At 62.6% G+C, this 16,796-nt stretch carries 21 protein-coding genes; 14 read left to right on the top strand and 7 right to left on the bottom strand.

Features of this window, described 5'->3' with window-relative positions:
• Window positions 1-130: 130 nt before the first annotated feature.
• The 3 genes from LV82_RS12600 to LV82_RS14950 all read right to left on the bottom strand — a co-directional run bounded on the left by LV82_RS12600 (window position 131) and on the right by LV82_RS14950 (window position 1,296).
• Window positions 131-415 carry an ArsR/SmtB family transcription factor gene (locus LV82_RS12600; protein ID WP_104072385.1) on the bottom strand — a complete coding sequence of 95 codons (285 nt, stop codon included), beginning with the start codon at window positions 413-415 and terminating at the stop codon, window positions 131-133.
• Window positions 416-536: 121 nt separating this feature from the next.
• A complete protein-coding gene (ferA, locus tag LV82_RS12595; RefSeq protein WP_104072383.1) occupies window positions 537-1,046 on the bottom strand; it encodes a flavin reductase FerA in 510 nt (169 codons plus the stop codon).
• A gap of 100 nt (window positions 1,047-1,146) precedes the next feature.
• A complete protein-coding gene (locus LV82_RS14950; protein ID WP_170063427.1) occupies window positions 1,147-1,296 on the bottom strand; it encodes a hypothetical protein in 150 nt (49 codons plus the stop codon).
• A 240-nt stretch (window positions 1,297-1,536) separates the two neighbouring features.
• On the opposite strand from LV82_RS14950, the gene LV82_RS12590 reads away from it, so the two are divergent.
• Window positions 1,537-2,580: a DUF475 domain-containing protein gene (locus LV82_RS12590; RefSeq protein ID WP_104072381.1), complete on the top strand. Its 1,044-nt coding sequence runs from the start codon at window positions 1,537-1,539 to the stop codon at window positions 2,578-2,580.
• Between the two features lie 4 nt (window positions 2,581-2,584).
• On the opposite strand, the gene aroQ is transcribed toward LV82_RS12590, so the two are convergent.
• Window positions 2,585-3,031, bottom strand: a complete 447-nt coding sequence (gene aroQ / locus LV82_RS12585; protein ID WP_104072379.1) for a type II 3-dehydroquinate dehydratase — start codon at window positions 3,029-3,031, stop codon at window positions 2,585-2,587.
• Window positions 3,032-3,189: 158 nt separating this feature from the next.
• Here aroQ and LV82_RS12580 point away from each other — a divergent pair, with 158 nt between their 5' ends.
• Together LV82_RS12580 and LV82_RS12575 are read left to right on the top strand one after the other, a co-directional pair.
• Window positions 3,190-3,717, top strand: coding sequence for an SRPBCC family protein (locus LV82_RS12580; protein ID WP_104072227.1), 528 nt, complete (start codon window positions 3,190-3,192; stop codon window positions 3,715-3,717).
• A gap of 90 nt (window positions 3,718-3,807) precedes the next feature.
• Window positions 3,808-4,935: an S-(hydroxymethyl)glutathione dehydrogenase/class III alcohol dehydrogenase gene (locus LV82_RS12575; protein ID WP_104072225.1), complete on the top strand. Its 1,128-nt coding sequence runs from the start codon at window positions 3,808-3,810 to the stop codon at window positions 4,933-4,935.
• A 33-nt stretch (window positions 4,936-4,968) separates the two neighbouring features.
• On the opposite strand, the gene LV82_RS12570 is transcribed toward LV82_RS12575, so the two are convergent.
• From LV82_RS12570 to LV82_RS12560, 3 genes are read right to left on the bottom strand one after another with little or no spacing between them, the layout of a single operon-like run.
• Window positions 4,969-6,018, bottom strand: coding sequence for a YeeE/YedE family protein (locus LV82_RS12570; RefSeq protein ID WP_170063426.1), 1,050 nt, complete (start codon window positions 6,016-6,018; stop codon window positions 4,969-4,971).
• Entirely contained in the window at window positions 6,015-6,425 is a 411-nt protein-coding gene (locus LV82_RS12565; RefSeq protein WP_104072223.1) for an ArsR/SmtB family transcription factor, read from the bottom strand. Before LV82_RS12565 ends, LV82_RS12570 begins: the two co-directional genes overlap by 4 nt.
• A complete protein-coding gene (locus LV82_RS12560) occupies window positions 6,422-6,802 on the bottom strand; it encodes a hypothetical protein (RefSeq protein WP_211289216.1) in 381 nt (126 codons plus the stop codon). Before LV82_RS12560 ends, LV82_RS12565 begins: the two co-directional genes overlap by 4 nt.
• A gap of 112 nt (window positions 6,803-6,914) precedes the next feature.
• On the opposite strand from LV82_RS12560, the gene LV82_RS12555 reads away from it, so the two are divergent.
• From LV82_RS12555 to LV82_RS12505, 11 genes are all read left to right on the top strand, one after another.
• Entirely contained in the window at window positions 6,915-7,655 is a 741-nt protein-coding gene (locus LV82_RS12555; RefSeq protein ID WP_425427753.1) for a cytochrome c biogenesis CcdA family protein, read from the top strand.
• Window positions 7,656-7,669: 14 nt separating this feature from the next.
• Window positions 7,670-8,245, top strand: coding sequence for a SoxW family protein (locus tag LV82_RS12550; protein WP_104072219.1), 576 nt, complete (start codon window positions 7,670-7,672; stop codon window positions 8,243-8,245).
• 99 nt (window positions 8,246-8,344) lie between these two features.
• Window positions 8,345-8,821: a sulfur oxidation c-type cytochrome SoxX gene (soxX, locus tag LV82_RS12545; protein ID WP_104072217.1), complete on the top strand. Its 477-nt coding sequence runs from the start codon at window positions 8,345-8,347 to the stop codon at window positions 8,819-8,821.
• A 52-nt stretch (window positions 8,822-8,873) separates the two neighbouring features.
• The gene (gene soxY / locus LV82_RS12540) at window positions 8,874-9,293 is read left to right on the top strand and encodes a thiosulfate oxidation carrier protein SoxY (protein WP_104072215.1); all 420 of its coding nucleotides are present in this window, start codon (window positions 8,874-8,876) and stop codon (window positions 9,291-9,293) included.
• A gap of 19 nt (window positions 9,294-9,312) precedes the next feature.
• Window positions 9,313-9,642 (top strand): thiosulfate oxidation carrier complex protein SoxZ, encoded by a 330-nt coding sequence (soxZ, locus tag LV82_RS12535; protein WP_104072213.1) that lies wholly within the window; start codon window positions 9,313-9,315, stop codon window positions 9,640-9,642.
• Window positions 9,643-9,702: 60 nt separating this feature from the next.
• Window positions 9,703-10,554, top strand: a complete 852-nt coding sequence (soxA, locus tag LV82_RS12530; RefSeq protein ID WP_104072211.1) for a sulfur oxidation c-type cytochrome SoxA — start codon at window positions 9,703-9,705, stop codon at window positions 10,552-10,554.
• A 115-nt stretch (window positions 10,555-10,669) separates the two neighbouring features.
• Window positions 10,670-12,361 (top strand): thiosulfohydrolase SoxB, encoded by a 1,692-nt coding sequence (soxB, locus tag LV82_RS12525; RefSeq protein ID WP_104072209.1) that lies wholly within the window; start codon window positions 10,670-10,672, stop codon window positions 12,359-12,361.
• A gap of 47 nt (window positions 12,362-12,408) precedes the next feature.
• On the top strand, window positions 12,409-13,674 hold the full coding sequence (gene soxC, locus LV82_RS12520; protein WP_104072207.1) for a sulfite dehydrogenase: 1,266 nt from the start codon (window positions 12,409-12,411) through the stop codon (window positions 13,672-13,674).
• Window positions 13,658-14,743 carry a c-type cytochrome gene (locus LV82_RS12515; protein WP_104072206.1) on the top strand — a complete coding sequence of 362 codons (1,086 nt, stop codon included), beginning with the start codon at window positions 13,658-13,660 and terminating at the stop codon, window positions 14,741-14,743. Before soxC ends, LV82_RS12515 begins: the two co-directional genes overlap by 17 nt.
• Before the next feature lies 1 nt (window position 14,744).
• On the top strand, window positions 14,745-15,464 hold the full coding sequence (locus LV82_RS12510; RefSeq protein WP_104072204.1) for a c-type cytochrome: 720 nt from the start codon (window positions 14,745-14,747) through the stop codon (window positions 15,462-15,464).
• Between the two features lie 52 nt (window positions 15,465-15,516).
• Window positions 15,517-16,782, top strand: coding sequence for an NAD(P)/FAD-dependent oxidoreductase (locus tag LV82_RS12505; RefSeq protein WP_104072203.1), 1,266 nt, complete (start codon window positions 15,517-15,519; stop codon window positions 16,780-16,782).
• Window positions 16,783-16,796 lie beyond the last annotated feature (14 nt).

Raw genomic sequence — 16,796 nt, 5'->3', positions numbered from 1 at the left:
GAATTAAGAATTCCGCCCCACTCTGGGGGCACCAGACAAGCAGAAAATTCCGGTTTCCAAATACGCACGACCAGGGTCACGATGAGACCGTGTACCTGTCTGGGCATGGCGGTCGGGTCAGGCTTTGGTCTCAGACGTCGCGGCAGAACAGGTCATAGAGCAGCGCAATCAGCCGCGTCGTCTTGGGGTCCGACAGGGAATAGTAGATTGCCTTGCCGTCGCGCCTGGCCTTCACCAGCCCTTCGTGACGCAGGCGTGCAAGCTGCTGACTGACGGCGGCCTGCCGCGCGCCCAGCAATTGCTCGAGCTCCGTCACGGATTTTTCGCCCGTCGACAGATGGCACAGCATCATCAGCCGGCCTTCATGGGCAAGTGCCTTGAGGAACGCGGCGGCGTTGTCCGCGCTTTGGGCCATACGCGCGACGGTGTCTTCGTCAAGCTTGGCCTGCGCAAGTTGTGTCGCTGTTGCCGGCACGTGAACATCCATCATGGCTTTGGGCTTGCGAGGCGAAGATAGGCATGAACGCGGCGTGAATCTAGTCGTGATGCATGAAGTCGCCATAGCGCCCGCCCCAGAACAGCAAAGGATCGCCGTCGCGGGTTGTCGCGCGCAAGACCCGCCCGACGAGGATCGCGTGGTCTCCTCCGTCGTGACAGGCATGGGCCTGGCAATCGAAGCGCGCCAGACAATTCGGCAAGATCGGCATGCCCTCGGGGGTGGTCTGGATATCAAGCCCCGAGAAATCCGTGCCAGAGCGGGAAAATCGCTTGCACAGGTCCAGCTGATCGGCCGCGAGGACATGGATCGCGTAGAAATCGGCCTTGGCAAATGTCTCGAACCGGGCCGAGGCGCGGGCAGGGCACCACAGAACAAGCGGTGGATTCAGGGATACCGAGGTAAAGCTGTTGGCCGTTATCCCGACCGGACCGGTTCTTCCCACCGCGGTGACCACGGTCACACCGGTCGCGTAATGTGCCAGTGCCTCCCGGAACTGCCGGGGATCTGACGGATCGGAATGGGAAATGGGCCTGTCGGAATTGGTCATTCTTTGCGCGCGTTCCATGTGGCTTTGCGCTAGCAACAACCATATTCGGCCGCGCTTGACCAGATGCGTGCAGGCGGGCGGGACGTTTCGTCCCTCGGAATCAGGCTTCTTCCTCGCCCGTGTCGATCAGCCAGCCGCCGGGGCCGGCAATCCGGTCAGGCAGCGCGAGGATCATCACCTCACGCAGGATGAGGCATGCCAGAAGGCTGGCGACGATTTCGTCGAACGAGATCTGGCTGAGAAACTGCATCACTGACTCCTTTGCACCATGAAGACATCCTTGCCAGCAAACGCGGCACGAATGCGGCACCGGTGGGGAATTTTGCCGCCGGAACGTTGTCGATGTCCTAACGCGGTGTTGCGGCGAGACAACGGCGACAGTTTCGTTCAAACCGATGGCCAAGGGTGGGCCCTTGTGGCTGCCGGTCATCGCACCTATCTGCGCAGCAATCACCGGGGTATGCAGGATGGCCAGGAAGGCGCACAGCACATGACATCCACCGCGATGCACTATTTCCGTTGGGCTTTTGCCGTTACGCTGGGCGGACTTGCCGCCGCCTTCTGGCTGGGCTGGGGATATGGCCATGGCCTGACCGGTGCGTTGAGCTTCCTGGTCATCGCGGCGGTCCTGTCGGTGCTGGAAATCTCGCTGTCCTTTGACAACGCGATCGTGAATGCCAACAAGCTGAAACAGATGTCACCGCTGTGGCAGCGCCGCTTTCTGACCTGGGGTATTCTGATCGCCGTCTTCGGAATGCGGATCGTCTTTCCCTTGCTGATCGTCGTGATTGCGGCAAGGATCGGTCCTGTCGAGGCCATCCGTCTTGCCGCCATGCACCCCGATGAATATGCGCGCATCATTGCCGGGGCACATCACTCGATCGCCGCGTTCGGTGGAACGTTCCTGATGATGGTGGCGCTGAACTACTTCATCGACGAAGGCAAGGAAGTGGACTGGATCCGCAGCCTGGAATGTCGTCTGCGCCAGTGTGCAAGCATCCGCGGGCTGGAAATTGCCTTTGTCCTTGGCACGGTGGCACTGTTTGCCATGGTCATGCCGCCGCATGAACAGGCGCGGTTCCTGTTCGCCGCGATCTGCGGATTGCTGACGTTCCTGGCGGTCGAGGTTCTGGGCCATGTGCTCGATTCCCGTCAACGCATGGCATCGGCTGCGGCCCAGGGCGGTCTGGGGGCGTTTCTGTATCTCGAAGTGCTGGATGCCTCGTTCAGCTTCGATGGCGTGATCGGTGCTTTCGCGCTGACCCACAACCTGTTTCTGATCGCGATCGGCCTTGGGATCGGGGCAATGTATGTCCGTTCCATGACGATCATGCTGGTCGAGCGCAAGACGCTGGCGCAATTCCGCTATCTCGAGCACGGCGCCTTCTATTCGATCCTCGTCCTGTCGGTGATCATGTTCGCCCAGACCCTGTGGCACATTCCCGAACTGGTGACGGGGCTGCTTGGGTCGGCCTTCATCGGCATGGCGCTGGTGTCCTCGATCCTGCACAATCGTCGACAATTGGCCGAGTAATCAGTCAGATGGCCGTGCCGTCCAGAAGCGATGCGACACGCTCGATCGCGAAGGCATATCCCTGCACGCCGGCCCCCGCGATCAGCGCGTCCGCCCGCGCCGAGACATGGGAATGATGCCGGAACGGTTCGCGGCGGTGGATGTTGGTGATATGCACCTCGATCACGGGGCCGTCGAAGGCATTCAGCGCGTCCAGAATCGCGATCGAGGTGTGGCTGTAGGCGCCGGCATTGATGACGATCGCGGCATGCTGGTCGCGCGCCTCGTGAATCCAGTCGATCAGTTCGTATTCGCGGTTCGATTGACGACAATCTGCCCGTAACCCGTGCCGCGCGGCCGTGCGCGTGCAAAGCGCCTCGAGATCGGCCAAGGTCGTCGCGCCGTAAAGCTGTGGCTCGCGCTTGCCCAGCAGATTCAGGTTGGGGCCGTTCAGAACCAGTAATTGACGCATCTTGCCTGCCTTCACATGATTGCCCGGCGGCGATCATGGGCGAAACCGCGCCCCTTCGCAACGTGTCGTCCTGCATGATGAAACCCGCTGTTGCGCGTCCGCGTGCGGCAGGTCACACTTTGACGCAAGGGCCAAGTCAGGCGGGCAGGGAGGATTGCATGGAGTTGAAGGATCACCGCGTCATAGCGGCCGACCCCGATACGGTCTGGGCCGCGCTTCTGGACCCCGAGGTCCTGTGCCGCTGCATACCGGGCTGCGAGAGCCTGAACGGCAGTCCGGAAGAGGGGTATGAGGCCGTCGTCGTCCAGAAGGTCGGACCGGTCAAGGCGCGCTTTACGGGGCGTGTCTCGCTGGACGATATCGTGCCGGGCAGGTCGCTGACGATCAGCGGCGAGGGCAAAGGCGGTCCAGCCGGTTTCGCCAGGGGCAGTGCGCGCGTTCTTGTCGCCCCTGAAGGAGACGGTACCGCCCTTTCCTATGAAGTCGAGGCAATGGTCGGCGGCAAGCTCGCGCAGCTGGGCAGTCGGATCATCGACGGATTCGCCCGCAAGCTGGCTGACGAGTTCTTCTCTCGCTTTCAGGAGGCTGTCGAGGAACCCGAAGAGGCAGAGGTCGAGGCCGCCCAGGCTGACGACACCGAGGCGCAGCCAAAGAAGGGGTGGTTTCGCAGACTCACGCGCCGTTGATCGCCGATGCCCGGTCGGCTTTCGCCCCGGGGGCAATCACGCGGTGTTCTATCATTTACAAATCGAAGCAACCGACAGGGGGAGAACACAATGCGTACAAGGGCCGCGGTGGCGATCGAGGCTGGCAACCCGCTGGAGGTGATGGAAGTCAATCTGGAAGGCCCCCGTCCGGGCGAGGTTCTGGTCGAGATCAAGGCCACCGGCATCTGTCACACCGACGAATTCACGCTGTCCGGGGCGGATCCCGAAGGTCGCTTTCCCGCGATCCTGGGGCATGAGGGCGCGGGCGTCGTGGTCGAGGTCGGCGAAGGCGTGAAAAGCGTGCGTCCGGGCGACCATGTGATCCCGCTCTACACGCCCGAATGCCGGGAATGCCCGTCCTGCCTGTCGCGCAAGACGAACCTGTGCACGGCCATTCGCGACACGCAGGGGCAGGGGCTTATGCCGGACGGCACCACGCGCTTTTCGACGCTCGATGGCGACCCGATCCTGCATTACATGGGCTGCTCGACCTTCTCGAACCATACCGTTCTGCCCGAGATCGCCGTGGCGAAGGTGCGCGAGGACGCGCCATTCGACAAGATCTGCTATATCGGCTGCGGGGTGACGACCGGCATCGGCGCGGTGATCAACACGGCGAAGGTCGAGATCGGCGCCAAGGCCGTCGTGTTCGGTCTGGGCGGAATCGGGCTGAATGTCATCCAGGGGCTGAGGCTTGCCGGTGCCGACATGATCATCGGCGTCGATGTGAACCCGGCCAAGAAGGCCATGGCCGAGCGGTTCGGCATGACCCATTTCATCAATCCCAAGGATTGCGAAAACGTCGTCCAGGAAATCGTGGAGATGACGAAGACGCCTTTCGACCGGATCGGCGGCGCGGATTATTCGTTCGACTGCACCGGAAACGTGAAGGTCATGCGCGATGCGCTGGAATGCACGCATCGGGGGTGGGGTGTCAGTGTGATCATCGGCGTCGCGCCTGCCGGTGCCGAAATCTCGACGCGGCCGTTCCAGCTGGTCACCGGGCGGGTCTGGAAAGGCACGGCCTTTGGCGGTGCCAGGGGGCGGACGGATGTGCCCCAGATCGTGGACTGGTACATGGACGGGAAGATCGAGATCGACCCGATGATCACGCACCGGCTGTCTCTGGACGAGATCAACAAGGGCTTCGACCTGATGCACGCGGGCGAGTCGATCCGCAGCGTGGTGATCTATTGACCTCTCGGGCGGGGCTGTCCCCGCCCGTAACGTCTAGTCAGGCTGGTAGCCTTCGATCAGCTGGCGCAGCCCGATCAATCCGCCGGCAACGATTGCGGCCAGCGTCACCGGGGCCGAGACGGCGAGCGTCGCCATTGCCGTCACGCCCTGGCCGATCGAACAGCCAAGCGCCAATGTGCCGCCGATGCCCATCAGCGCGGCCCCCATCACCTGTCGGCCAAGCTCGCGCGGATCTTCGCAGGCTTCCCACCGAAAACGACCCCGGAACACCGAGCCGGCAAAGGCCCCGCCCAGCACGCCTGCGACCATGCCGACGGAAAAGCTGATGCCTCCAGCCGTCGAGGTCATGAAATAGATCAGCGTGCGCCCAAGCGGGGCGGTGAAGGACGGGCCCTCGACACTGACTTCGCCAAAGGATTCGCGCCACGCCCAGGTGGTTGCGACCAGGCAAAAAGTCACGGCAAGCCCGGCGGCGACGCCCCAGGCAATCATGCCGGGCCGTTGGCGCAGCGGGTGATGTGCAAGGGCCCAGGAAATGGCCGCGATCCCGGCGATCGTGGCATATGTCAGTGCCGGCAGGCCGGTCTGTGCGGCCAGCAAGTGTGCAATGCCCTGGGTTGTACTTGCGGGCTCTTGCGGGAAAAGAAGGACGCGCAGGGGCGCGATGGGGCCCGAAAGCGTTGCAAAGGCAAAGATGCCGATCACGACAACGACGACCAAGGAACGCAAATCGCCCCCGCCGAACCGGACCAGGGCGCCGAAACCGCAATTCCCCGCCATTGCCATGCCATAACCGAAGATCAGCCCGCCCAGGACCGAGGCAATCGGGTTCCACGAGATGGTATGATAGAATGTCTGGCGCGGCTCGGCCCATCCCGCGGTTTCGGCAAGAAATGTCGTGATGATGGCAACGCCCAGAACGATGCCCCATAACCGAAGCCTTCGCTGGTCGGCACCGTAGGCCGCCGATTCCAGCGCCCCGAGCGTACAGAAGTCGCCCAGACGGGCAGCAAGCCCAAGAACGCAACCGCCGATCAGCCCGAATATGGCTGCCCAGACACCGGCGGGCAGTGTTTCGATCATGGTCTGTCTCCGTTCGCTCGCCCCGTCCCGTTTGCCTGCTTGGCGTTCGGCTGGGGTGGCGCGCAAAAGAATTCGCTCAGCAGCGCGATCATGCGACGGCAACGATCATCCTGCAACGAATAGTAGACGACCTTGCCTTCGCGGCGCGGCTGAACCAGCCCTTCCAGCCGAAGGCGGGCAAGTTGCTGGCTGACGGCCGACTGGCGCTGGTCCAGCAGGGTTTCGAGTTCCGTCACCGATTTTTCGCCGTCAAGAAGCAGGCAAAGGATCGCCAGCCGCCCCTCATGCGAAAGTGCCTTCAGGAATGCGGCCGCATCCTCGACCGCCGTGCCTGGCGCCAGAATCGGCGATGGGCCGGCCGTCGCCGCGCTGTCGTCGCGGCGCGCGTGAACAGGGCCGGCCGTCATTGGCCCGTTTCCGCAGGCCAGGCCCCGGCCTCTTGCAGCAACTGGTCCAGCAGCCCCCAGAAGAAGTCCTCGCCCGGATAGCCCTCGATCCGGCCGACTTCCGCCCCATCGGCCACGAGGATGAAGGTCGGCGTAAAGGTCGGGGGGCGCTGAAGCCTGACATCCGGAGGATAGGGTCCGCGCAGCTGCACGCGCTCAAGCGGTGCGATCCTGCCCTCGGGCGTCTTGGGGTAGATCGGCGCGATCTGGGCATCCCAGCGGGCGCAATATATGCATCCGGGCTGTTCGACCATGATCAGTCGCAATTCCGCCGCGGACAAGGTCCCGGCGAGAAGCAAGGTCATGGCGGCGAGGGCAGCGGTCGCCAGGCTGCGCATGAAAGCCATGTTGACGCCCCGAAAATTGTATCTAAAAATTCTAATATGAATGTCGTCGGCGCACAACCTGGGCGATCTGTGCGCCCGACGGCGCGGAGGAGCCACACCGATCATGCTGACCGATCCGACATTTGGCGGTGCAGCCCTTGCCGGGCTGCTGTCGTTTCTTTCACCCTGCATCCTGCCCATGGTGCCATTCTATCTGTGCTACATGGCCGGAATTTCGATGGCCGAGCTGAGGTCGGATTCGACCATCGCCCCGGGGGCGCAGATACGGCTGGTCCTGTCGGCGATTGCCTTTGCGCTTGGCGTGACGACGATCTTTGTTCTGCTGGGCATGGGGGCAACGGCCCTTGGTCAGCTTTTTCGCGAATGGTTGCGTCCGCTGGCATGGGTCGCGGCGGGCATCCTGTTTCTGTTTGGCCTGCATTTCCTGGGCGTGATCCGCATCCCGATCCTGTATCGCGAGGCACGGCTTGAAGCCAAGGTCGAGCCCTCGACCATGCTTGGTGCCTATGTCATGGGGCTTGCATTCGGGTTTGGCTGGACCCCCTGCGTTGGTCCGGCGCTGGCCGCGATCCTGATGGTGGCCTCGGGCCAGGATACGATCTGGCAGGGCGGGGCGCTTTTGCTGGTCTATGGCCTTGGTATGACCGCGCCTTTCGTGCTGGCCGCGGCATTTGCGCGGCCCTTCCTGCGCTGGATGAACCGGCATCGGAAATATCTTGGCTATGTCGAAAAGGCGATGGGCGTCATGCTGATCCTGTTCGCGATCCTGATTGCGACGGGGTCCGTGAATGCGATTGCCGATTTCATGATCCGACACATGCCCTGGACGACACGTTTCCTGTGAGGAGGGAGGAAACCATGAAGAAAACACTTGCTGCTGCCCTGACGGCGCTGACGATGGCGCTTCCGGTCGCGGCGATCGAGCCGCCGCCCCTGGGCGACGACGGCCTTCACAAGCCCGACTGGCTGCGCGACACGTTCAAGGATCTGCGCGAGGACCTGGCCGAAGCCAATGCGGAAGGCAAGCGGCTGATGATCATCGTCGAGCAGCGCGGCTGCATCTACTGCACGAAGATGCATGAAGAGGTCTTTGTGGATCCCGAGATCGACAGGCTGATCCGTGATCATTACTTCGTCATCCAGATGAACCTGTTCGGTGATGTCGAGGTCACCGACTTTGACGGCGAAACGCTGCCGGAAAAGGACATGGCCGTGAAATGGGGTGTCGTCTTCACGCCGACGATGATCTTCCTGCCCGAGGAGGTGCCCGAAGGGCAGACCGCCGCTCAGGCCGCGGTCGCGACGATGCCGGGCGCCTTCGGCAAGGGGACCACGGCCGCGCTTCTGACCTGGGTGCGCGACCACGGTTACGAATCCGGGCAGCATTTTCAGAAATATCTGGCCGAACGGATGACGGGCGGGCAGTCTCAATAGAGGTTTGCGCGGGCTCATATTCACGCAACCGAATTTCATGTTGCTTGCAGCCCGACCCATGCGCTAGTCTTTGGGCGGGAGAGAACAGGGAGGACGTCGATGAAGCGTCAGACAATCTGGGGCCTGGCCCTGACGGCATCGTTCGCCAGCGCCGCGATGGCAGAGATCGCGCCGGGCGATGTCGTTTACGACGAGTATGGTGCCGTTGCCCAGTCGCTGACAGGCCAGCCGGGCGATCCCGCGCGTGGCGCAGAAATCGTCTCGAACAAGAGCAAGGGAAACTGCGTGGCCTGCCATCAGGTGTCGGCGCTGCCGGATGTGCCGTTCCAGGGCAATATCGGCCCCGCGCTGGATGGTGCGGGCGATCGCTGGAGCGAGGCGCAGCTGCGTGGCATCGTGGCGGACGCCAAGAAGACCTTTGAAGGCACGATCATGCCGTCCTTCTACAAGACCGGCCCCTATATCCGTCCGGGCGACGGGTTTACCGGCAAGGCGCCAAAGGGAGATCTGCCGCCGCTGCTTTCGGCGCAGGAGGTCGAGGATGTCGTCGCCTACCTGATGACGCTCAAGGAATGACGCCGCGACCTGTCGGGTTGCCGCGCGCATACGATCTAGTGAGGAAACCGCAATGAAACTGAACAGACGAGAAGCCCTGGCGATCGGTCTTGGCGGAATCGCCGCGACCATGCTGCCCATGCCGGCCATGGCCAGCACCGTGGAAGAATTGATGGCGGAATTTGCCGGTGGCGCCGAAATCGGCGAAGGCGGCATTACGCTGACGGCCCCGGAAATTGCCGAGAACGGCAATACCGTCCCGGTCAGCGTCAGCGCCCCGGGCGCCGAGGCGATCATGCTTCTGGCCACGGGCAACCCGACGCCGCCGGTGGCGACATTCAGGTTCGGCCCGGCTGCCGGCTCGCAATCGGCTTCGACACGGATTCGCCTGGCCAAGACCCAGGACGTCATCGCGCTGGCGAAGATGGCGGACGGTTCGGTCGTCAAGACACAGGCGACCGTGAAGGTCACGATCGGCGGCTGCGGCGGCTGAGGAAAGGGAGAGCATCAACATGGCAGACAATGTCAAACCCCGCGTCAAGGTCCCGTCGAAGGCTTCTGCCGGCGAGGTCGTGACCATCAAGACCCTGATCAGCCACCCGATGGAATCGGGGCAGCGCAAGGACAAGGATGGCAACATCATTCCGCGCTCGATCATCAATCGCTTTACCTGCGACTTCAACGGCCAGAACGTCATCGATGTGACGCTCGAGCCCGCGATTTCGACCAACCCGTATTTCGAGTTCGAAGCGCGGGTCGATCAGTCGGGCGAATTCAAGTTCACCTGGTACGACGACGATGGCTCGGTCTACGAGGAAACGAAGTCGATCGAGATCGCTTGAGGCCGGTCATGCGAAGGCGTCGGGCGGTTTTCGCCTGACACCCTTCAGGGAGGAGAAGGCATGAAAATCAGAACACTCGCGGGATCCGTGGCACTGGTCGCCCTGACGGGGATGGCGACCTGGGCCGATCCGGCCGAAGACAAGCTGGTGATCAACGGCGAAATCGAGATGATCACCCATACCGAAAAGGCCCCCGACTATATCGAGGGTCTGTCCGAACAATATTCGGGCTGGCATTTCCGCGACGCGGACACGCGCGACATGGAGCGTGACGATTTCGACAATCCCGGCATGTTGGCCGTGGATGCGGCGAAGGAGGTCTGGAACACCGCGGACGGCACCGAGGGCAAGTCCTGTGCCAGCTGCCATGGCGAACCGGAATCGCTGCGCGGTGTGCGCGCCGTGATGCCCAAGTTCAACGAGGCCAAGGGCGAGATGTACACGTTGGAGATGTACATCAACGACTGCCGCACCGAACGGATGGGCGCCGAGGCCTGGGGCTGGAACGACGCCGACATGGTGAACATGACGGCGCTGATCTCGTATGTTTCGCGCGGAATTCCGATGAACGTGGCGATTGACGGTCCTGCCGCCCCCTATTGGGAGAAGGGCAAGGAAATGTACTATACCCGCTACGGTCAGCTGGAGCTTTCCTGCGCGAATTGTCACGAAGACAATTACGGCAACTACATTCGCGCCGACCACCTCAGCCAGGGGCAGATCAACGGTTTTCCGACCTATCGTCTGAAGAACGCCCGGCTGAATTCGATCCACAGCCGCTTCAAGGGCTGCATCCGCGACACGCGGGCGGAAACCTTCAAGGAAGGGTCGCCCGAATTCATCGCGCTCGAGGTCTATGTCGCATCGCGCGGCAATGGGCTGTCGGTCGAAGGACCTTCGGTGCGGAACTGACATCTTGGAATATTGGCCGGGCGGGCGACCGCTCGGCCTGACAATCGATCAATCAACAGGCAGCGTCACCCGCTTGCGGGAACGTCTTTCTGTTGCCTGAACTCAGGGTGAGAGCATGATTTCTCGGCGTGACTTCCTGCAGGCCGCCTTGGCGGCATCCGCGATCTGGGGCGGCTCGGGCACCGGGCGCTGGGCCCGCCTGGCCGCACAACAGCAATTGAGCCAGGATCAACTGCTGGAATTTCCCGATTTCGGGAACGTCACGCTGATCCACATTACCGACATCCACGCGCAGCTCAAGCCGATCTGGTTCCGCGAGCCCGAGATCAATCTTGGCGTTGGCGAGGCGCGTGGAAAGGTGCCGCATGTGACCGGTGCGGAGTTTCTGAAGCTTTACGGTATTACCCCGGGCAGCCCCGAAGCCTATGCGCTGACCTACGAGGATTTCGTGGCGCTTGCCCGCACCTATGGCAAGATGGGCGGGCTCGATCGCGTGGCGACCGTGATCAAGTCCATCCGGGCCGCGCGCCCCGATGCCCTTCTGCTTGATGGTGGGGATACCTGGCAGGGTTCGCTGACGGCGCTGCGCACCGCGGGCCAGGACATGGTCAACGTGATGAACGCGCTGAAGCCCGACGCCATGACGGCACATTGGGAATTCACCCTGGGCATCGACCGCGTGAACGAGATCGTCGAAAGTCTTCCTTTCCCGATGCTGGGCGCCAACATCTTCGACGCCGAATGGGAAGAGCCTGCCTATGAACCCTACAAGATGTTCGAGGTCGGCGGCGCGCAGGTCGCGGTGATCGGCCAGGCCTTCCCCTATCTGCCGATCGCCAACCCGAAATGGATGTTCCCCGGCCTGTCCTTCGGCATTCGGGAAGAGCGGATGGCAGAGGTCGTCCAAGAGGTGCGCGACGCTGGCGCGGATCTGGTTGTCGTGCTGTCGCACAATGGCTTTGACGTGGACCGCAAGATGGCCGCGCGCGTGCCCGGTATCGATGTGATCCTGACTGGCCATACGCATGACGCCCTGCCCGAGCCGGTGCTGGTCGGGGAAACCATCCTGATCGCCAGCGGATCGAACGGCAAGTTCGTCAGCCGGGTCGATCTGGACGTCCGCGACGGCAGGATGATGGGCTTCCGTCACAAGCTGATCCCGATCTTCTCGGACGTGATTCAGCCGGATGCCGAAATCGCGGCCCTGATCGACGAGCAGCGCGCGCCTTACAAGTCCGAGCTGGAAGAGGTCCTGGGCACGTCCGAAAGCCTGCTGTACCGGCGCGGCAATTTCAATGGAACCTGGGACGACCTGATCTGCAACGCTCTGATCGAAGAGCGCGAGGCCGATATCGCGCTCAGCCCGGGTTTCCGCTGGGGGCCGTCGCTGCTGCCGGGCGAACCGATCACGCGCGAGGATCTCTTCAACGTGACCTCGATGTCCTATCCGCAGGCCTACAGGACCGAGATGACAGGCGAAGTTCTGCACACGGTACTGGAGGATGTCGCTGACAACCTGTTCAACCCCGATCCCTATTACCAGCAGGGCGGCGACATGGTTCGCGTCGGTGGCATGGGCTACCGCATCGGTATCACCAAGCCGCAAGGCAGCCGGATCTCGGACATGACGCTGCTGAAGACCGGCGAGCCGATCGATCCGAACCGCAGCTATGTGGTGGCCGGCTGGGCCAGCGTGAACGAGGGCACCGAAGGCCCCGCGATCTGGGATCTGGTGGAAAGCTGGATTCGTCGCAAGGGGACCGTGACGATCGATCCGAACAACTCGGTGAAGGTCGTCGGCGCCTGATCAAGTCGCCCCGGTTGGGGCAGGAACACAACGTGCAGGAGGTTTCAATGTCCGAGACCGAGAAGAAAGGCACAAGCCGCCGCGCCATTCTGGGCGCAGGGCTTGCCGCGGGCGGGGCGATCGCCGCGGGGCGCGTGTCCGCGGCCGTGCCCGACCCGCTGATTACGCAGGTTCAACCGTGGGCCAGCGAATTCGGCGACCCGGTGGATGCCACGCCCTATGGCATGCCCATCCGCTTTGAAAGCCATGTGGTGCGTCGCAACGTGCCGTGGCTGACGGAAAGCCCGATTTCGTCGATCAACTTCACGCCGATCCATGCACTCGAGGGCACGATCACGCCGCAGGGCTGCGCCTTTGAGCGCCACCATTCGGGCGCGATCGAGCTGTCAAAATCGGATTACCGTCTGATGGTGAACGGCCTGGTCGATACGCCGCTGGTCTTCACCTACGAAGATCTGACGCGCTTCCCGCGCCACGTTCAGACCTTCTTCTGTGAATGCGCCGCGAATGGCGGGATGGAATGGGGCGGCGCCCAGCTGCAAGGCGCCCAGTTCACCCATGGCATGATCCATAACATGGAATATACCGGGGTGCTGCTGCGAGACATCCTGAACGAAGCCGGTATCAAGCCGGAAGGCAAATGGGTCTATGTCGAGGGGGCGGACGCATCCTCGAACGGCCGGTCGATCCCTCTGGAAAAGGCGATGGACGACGTGATGGTGGCCTTCTTTGCCAATGGCGAGGCCCTGCGCAAGGAGCATGGCTATCCGGTCCGTCTGGTCGTTCCCGGCTGGGAAGGCAACATGTGGGTCAAGTGGCTGCGCCGCATCGCGGTCTATGACCGCGCGGTCGAAAGCCGCGAGGAGACGTCGAAATATACCGACCTGATGCCCGATGGCCGGGCGCGCAAATGGACCTGGGTGATGGATGCCAAGTCTGTCATCACCTCGCCCAGCCCGCAGGCGCCAATCCGTCACGGCAAGGGGCCGCTGGTCATCACCGGGCTTGCCTGGTCGGGCCATGGCAAGATCGCCCGCGTCGACGTTTCGCTGGATGGCGGCCGTACATGGACCGAGGCCCAGCTGAGCGGTGACATCAAGCCGAAAGCCCTGACCCGGTTCCATCTGAACATCGATTGGGACGGGCGCGAAATGCTGCTGCAATCGCGCGCGATGGACGAAACGGGCTATGTCCAGCCGACCAAGGATCAGCTGCGCGAGATCCGGGGGCTGAACAGCGTCTATCACAACAACGGGATCCAGACCTGGTGGGTCCGCGAAGACGGAGAGGTCGAGAATGTCGAAGTCTCTTAAGCTTGCCCTGTCGCTTGCCGCCGTGATGGCCGCAAGCCCCGTCTGGGCCGACAAGCTGGGCCTTGGGCGCCCCGCGGTCCCCGAGGAAATCGAGGCCTGGGACGTGGTCGTTCTGCCCGATGGGCGCGGTCTGCCCGAAGGGTCGGGCGACGTTTCCACCGGCGAGGAGGTCTTTGCCGAGAAATGTGCCATGTGCCACGGTGATTTCGCCGAGGGCATCGACAACTGGCCCGTTCTGGCCGGTGGCCAGGGAACCCTTACCGATCGCCGCCCGGTCAAGACGATCGGCTCTTACTGGCCCTATCTTTCGACCGTGTGGGATTACATCCACCGTTCGATGCCGTTTGGCGCCGCTCAGACGGTCACCCCGGACGAGACTTATGCGATCACGGCCTTCCTGCTGTATTCGAACGGACTGGTGGACGAAGATTTCGTGCTGTCGAAAGAGAACTTCACCGAAATCCACCTGCCCAATGAAAACGGCTTTTACCCCGATGACCGGGCCGAGGTCGAATATCCGAAGTTCCGCGTCGAACCTTGCATGACCGATTGCAAGGGCGAGGTGAAGATCACCAAGCGCGCGGCCGACCTGAAAGTGACTCCGACCGACCCGGACGGGCGCCCGGCAGGCACGATTCCGGACTGGTTCGAAGTTGCCCAGAACGACACCGCACCCGAAGCCCCCGCGGATGAGGCTCAGGCCGAACCGGCGGCCGAGGCCGAAGCTACGGCCATGGCCGCGCCCGATCCAGCTCTGGTCGCGGCCGGGGAAAAGGTGTTCAGAAAGTGCAAGGCCTGTCACAAGGTCGGCGAGGGTGCCAAGAACGGCACCGGTCCGGTCCTGAACGGTGTCGTCGGACGCCCGGCCGCTGCGGTTGACGGGTTCAAGTACTCCAACGCCATGAAGGCCGCCGCGGAAGACGGTCTGGTCTGGACGCCCGAGAACCTGCACGAATACCTTGCCGCGCCGAAGAAGTTCATCAAGGGCACCAAGATGTCCTTTGCCGGTCTCAAGAAGCCCGAGGACATTGACGCGGTGATTGCCTATCTTTCGACGTTCGGAGGTTAGGATGAAGTGGGTCGGGCAAATCCGCGGCCTGTCGGTATCCCTGACCATCGCGGTGGCCATGGCAACGCCCCTGGCCGCCGCCGAAACGGGCGATGTCGAACGCGGCGCCCAATTGTGGAGTCAGTGTTCGGGATGCCACCGGATCGGTCCGGATGCGAAAAATGCGATTGGACCGCATCTGAACGGGGTTTTCGGGCGCAAGGCAGCCTCGATCGAGGGATTCCCGTATTCACGCAGCCTGACGCGCGCCGGCAGGGATGGTCTGGTCTGGACCTTCGAGACGCTCGACGCCTATATCGAAAACCCGCGCGTCTTTGCCAGCGGCACGCGCATGTCCTATCCTGGCATGAAGGATGCGCAGGACCGCCAAGATCTTTTGGCGTTTCTGCGCCAGTATTCCGACAAGCCTCGGGACATCCCCGAGGCAGAGCCCACCGCGCGGCCCGACAACCCGGACCTGTCGCCCGAGATCCTGGCGCTGAAGGGCGACCCGGAATACGGCGAATATCTTGCCGCGGAGTGCAAGACCTGTCACCGCGCCGATGGCTCGGATCAGGGGATCCCCTCGATCACGCGGTGGCCGGAAGAGGACTTCGTGCTGGCGATGCACGCCTACAAGCAGAAGCTTCGGCCGCATCCCGTCATGCAGATGATTGCCTCGCGGCTTGGCGATGAAGAAATCGCCGGGTTGGCCGCGTATTTTGCGACCCTGGAGGAATAACTCCGGATTTGAAGAAATTCATTGACTCAAGCGAACAGGGAGGACCAACAAAATGCGCTTGAACAGAAGATTGTTCCTGGGATCGGCGGCCGCGACGGGCGCGATGATCGCCGCTCCGGCGGTGCTGGGCCAGGCCAGGCCACGGCTTGTGGTCATCGGCGGCGGGGCGGGGGGTGCGACCTGCGCACGCTACGTCGCCAAGGACTCCGACGGTGCGATCGACGTCACGTTGATCGAGCCATCCGAGGTCTACTACACCTGTTTCTTTTCGAACCTCTATCTTGGCGGGTTCCGGACATTCGAGAGCCTCGCGCACCGCTATGACAAGCTGGCGAACGATTACGGCATTCGGTTGATCCGCGACATGGCGGCGGGCGTGGACCGAGAGGCGCGCGTCGTGACGCTGGCCGGTGGCGAAACCGTCGAGTATGATCGCCTGGTGATCGCCCCCGGCATCGATTTCCGCGAAGGGTCGGTTCCGGGCTGGGATCTGTCCAAGGCCGACATCATGCCCCATGCCTACAAGGCCGGGCCGCAGACGCAGCTTTTGAAATCGCAGGTCGAATCCATGCGTGAGGGTGGCCTGTTCTGCATGATCGCCCCTCCGAACCCGTATCGCTGTCCGCCTGGACCGTATGAGCGCGTCTCGATGGTGGCACACCTTCTGAAAGAGAAGAACCCAAGCGCCAAGATCCTGATCGTGGATCCGAAGCCGAAGTTTTCGAAGCAGGCGCTGTTCGAGGAAGGCTGGCAGAAGCACTATCCCGGCATGATCGATCGCATCGGACCGGATTTCGGCGGCGACAAGGTCGAGGTTCGCCCCGAGACGATGGAAGTCGTGATCGACGGCGACGTGCAAAAGGTCGATGTCTGCAATGTCATTCCGGCACAGAAGGCCGGCGCGATCGCGACCGCCGCGGGCGTCACCGACGACAGCGGCTGGGCGCCCGTCGATCCGCATTCCATGGCCAGCCGGGTCGATTCAAACATCTATGTTCTGGGCGATTCTTCGGCCCAGGGAGACATGCCCAAGTCGGGCTTTGCCGCCAACAGCCAGGCAAAGGTTGCGGCCATGGATATCCGCAGCCAGCTGATTGGATCGAAACGTTTCCCGGCGCGGTATTCGAATACCTGCTGGTCGTTGATCGATACCGATGACGGGATCAAGGTCGGCGCCTCGTATGAAGCGACCGACGAAAAGATCGCGTCGGTATCCAGCTTCATCAGCCAGACCGGAGAGCCCGCGGATCTGCGCAAGGCAACTTATGAAGAAAGCCTTGGCTGGTATGCCGGCATCACCGCCGACATCTTTGGCTAGGCCGGAAATCAGGG

It is taken from the genome of Albidovulum inexpectatum, assembly GCF_002927635.1.
GTDB lineage: Bacteria > Pseudomonadota > Alphaproteobacteria > Rhodobacterales > Rhodobacteraceae > Albidovulum > Albidovulum inexpectatum.
Note: the sequence above shows the minus strand (reverse complement) of the source record. Positions and strands in the feature narration are given on the sequence as shown.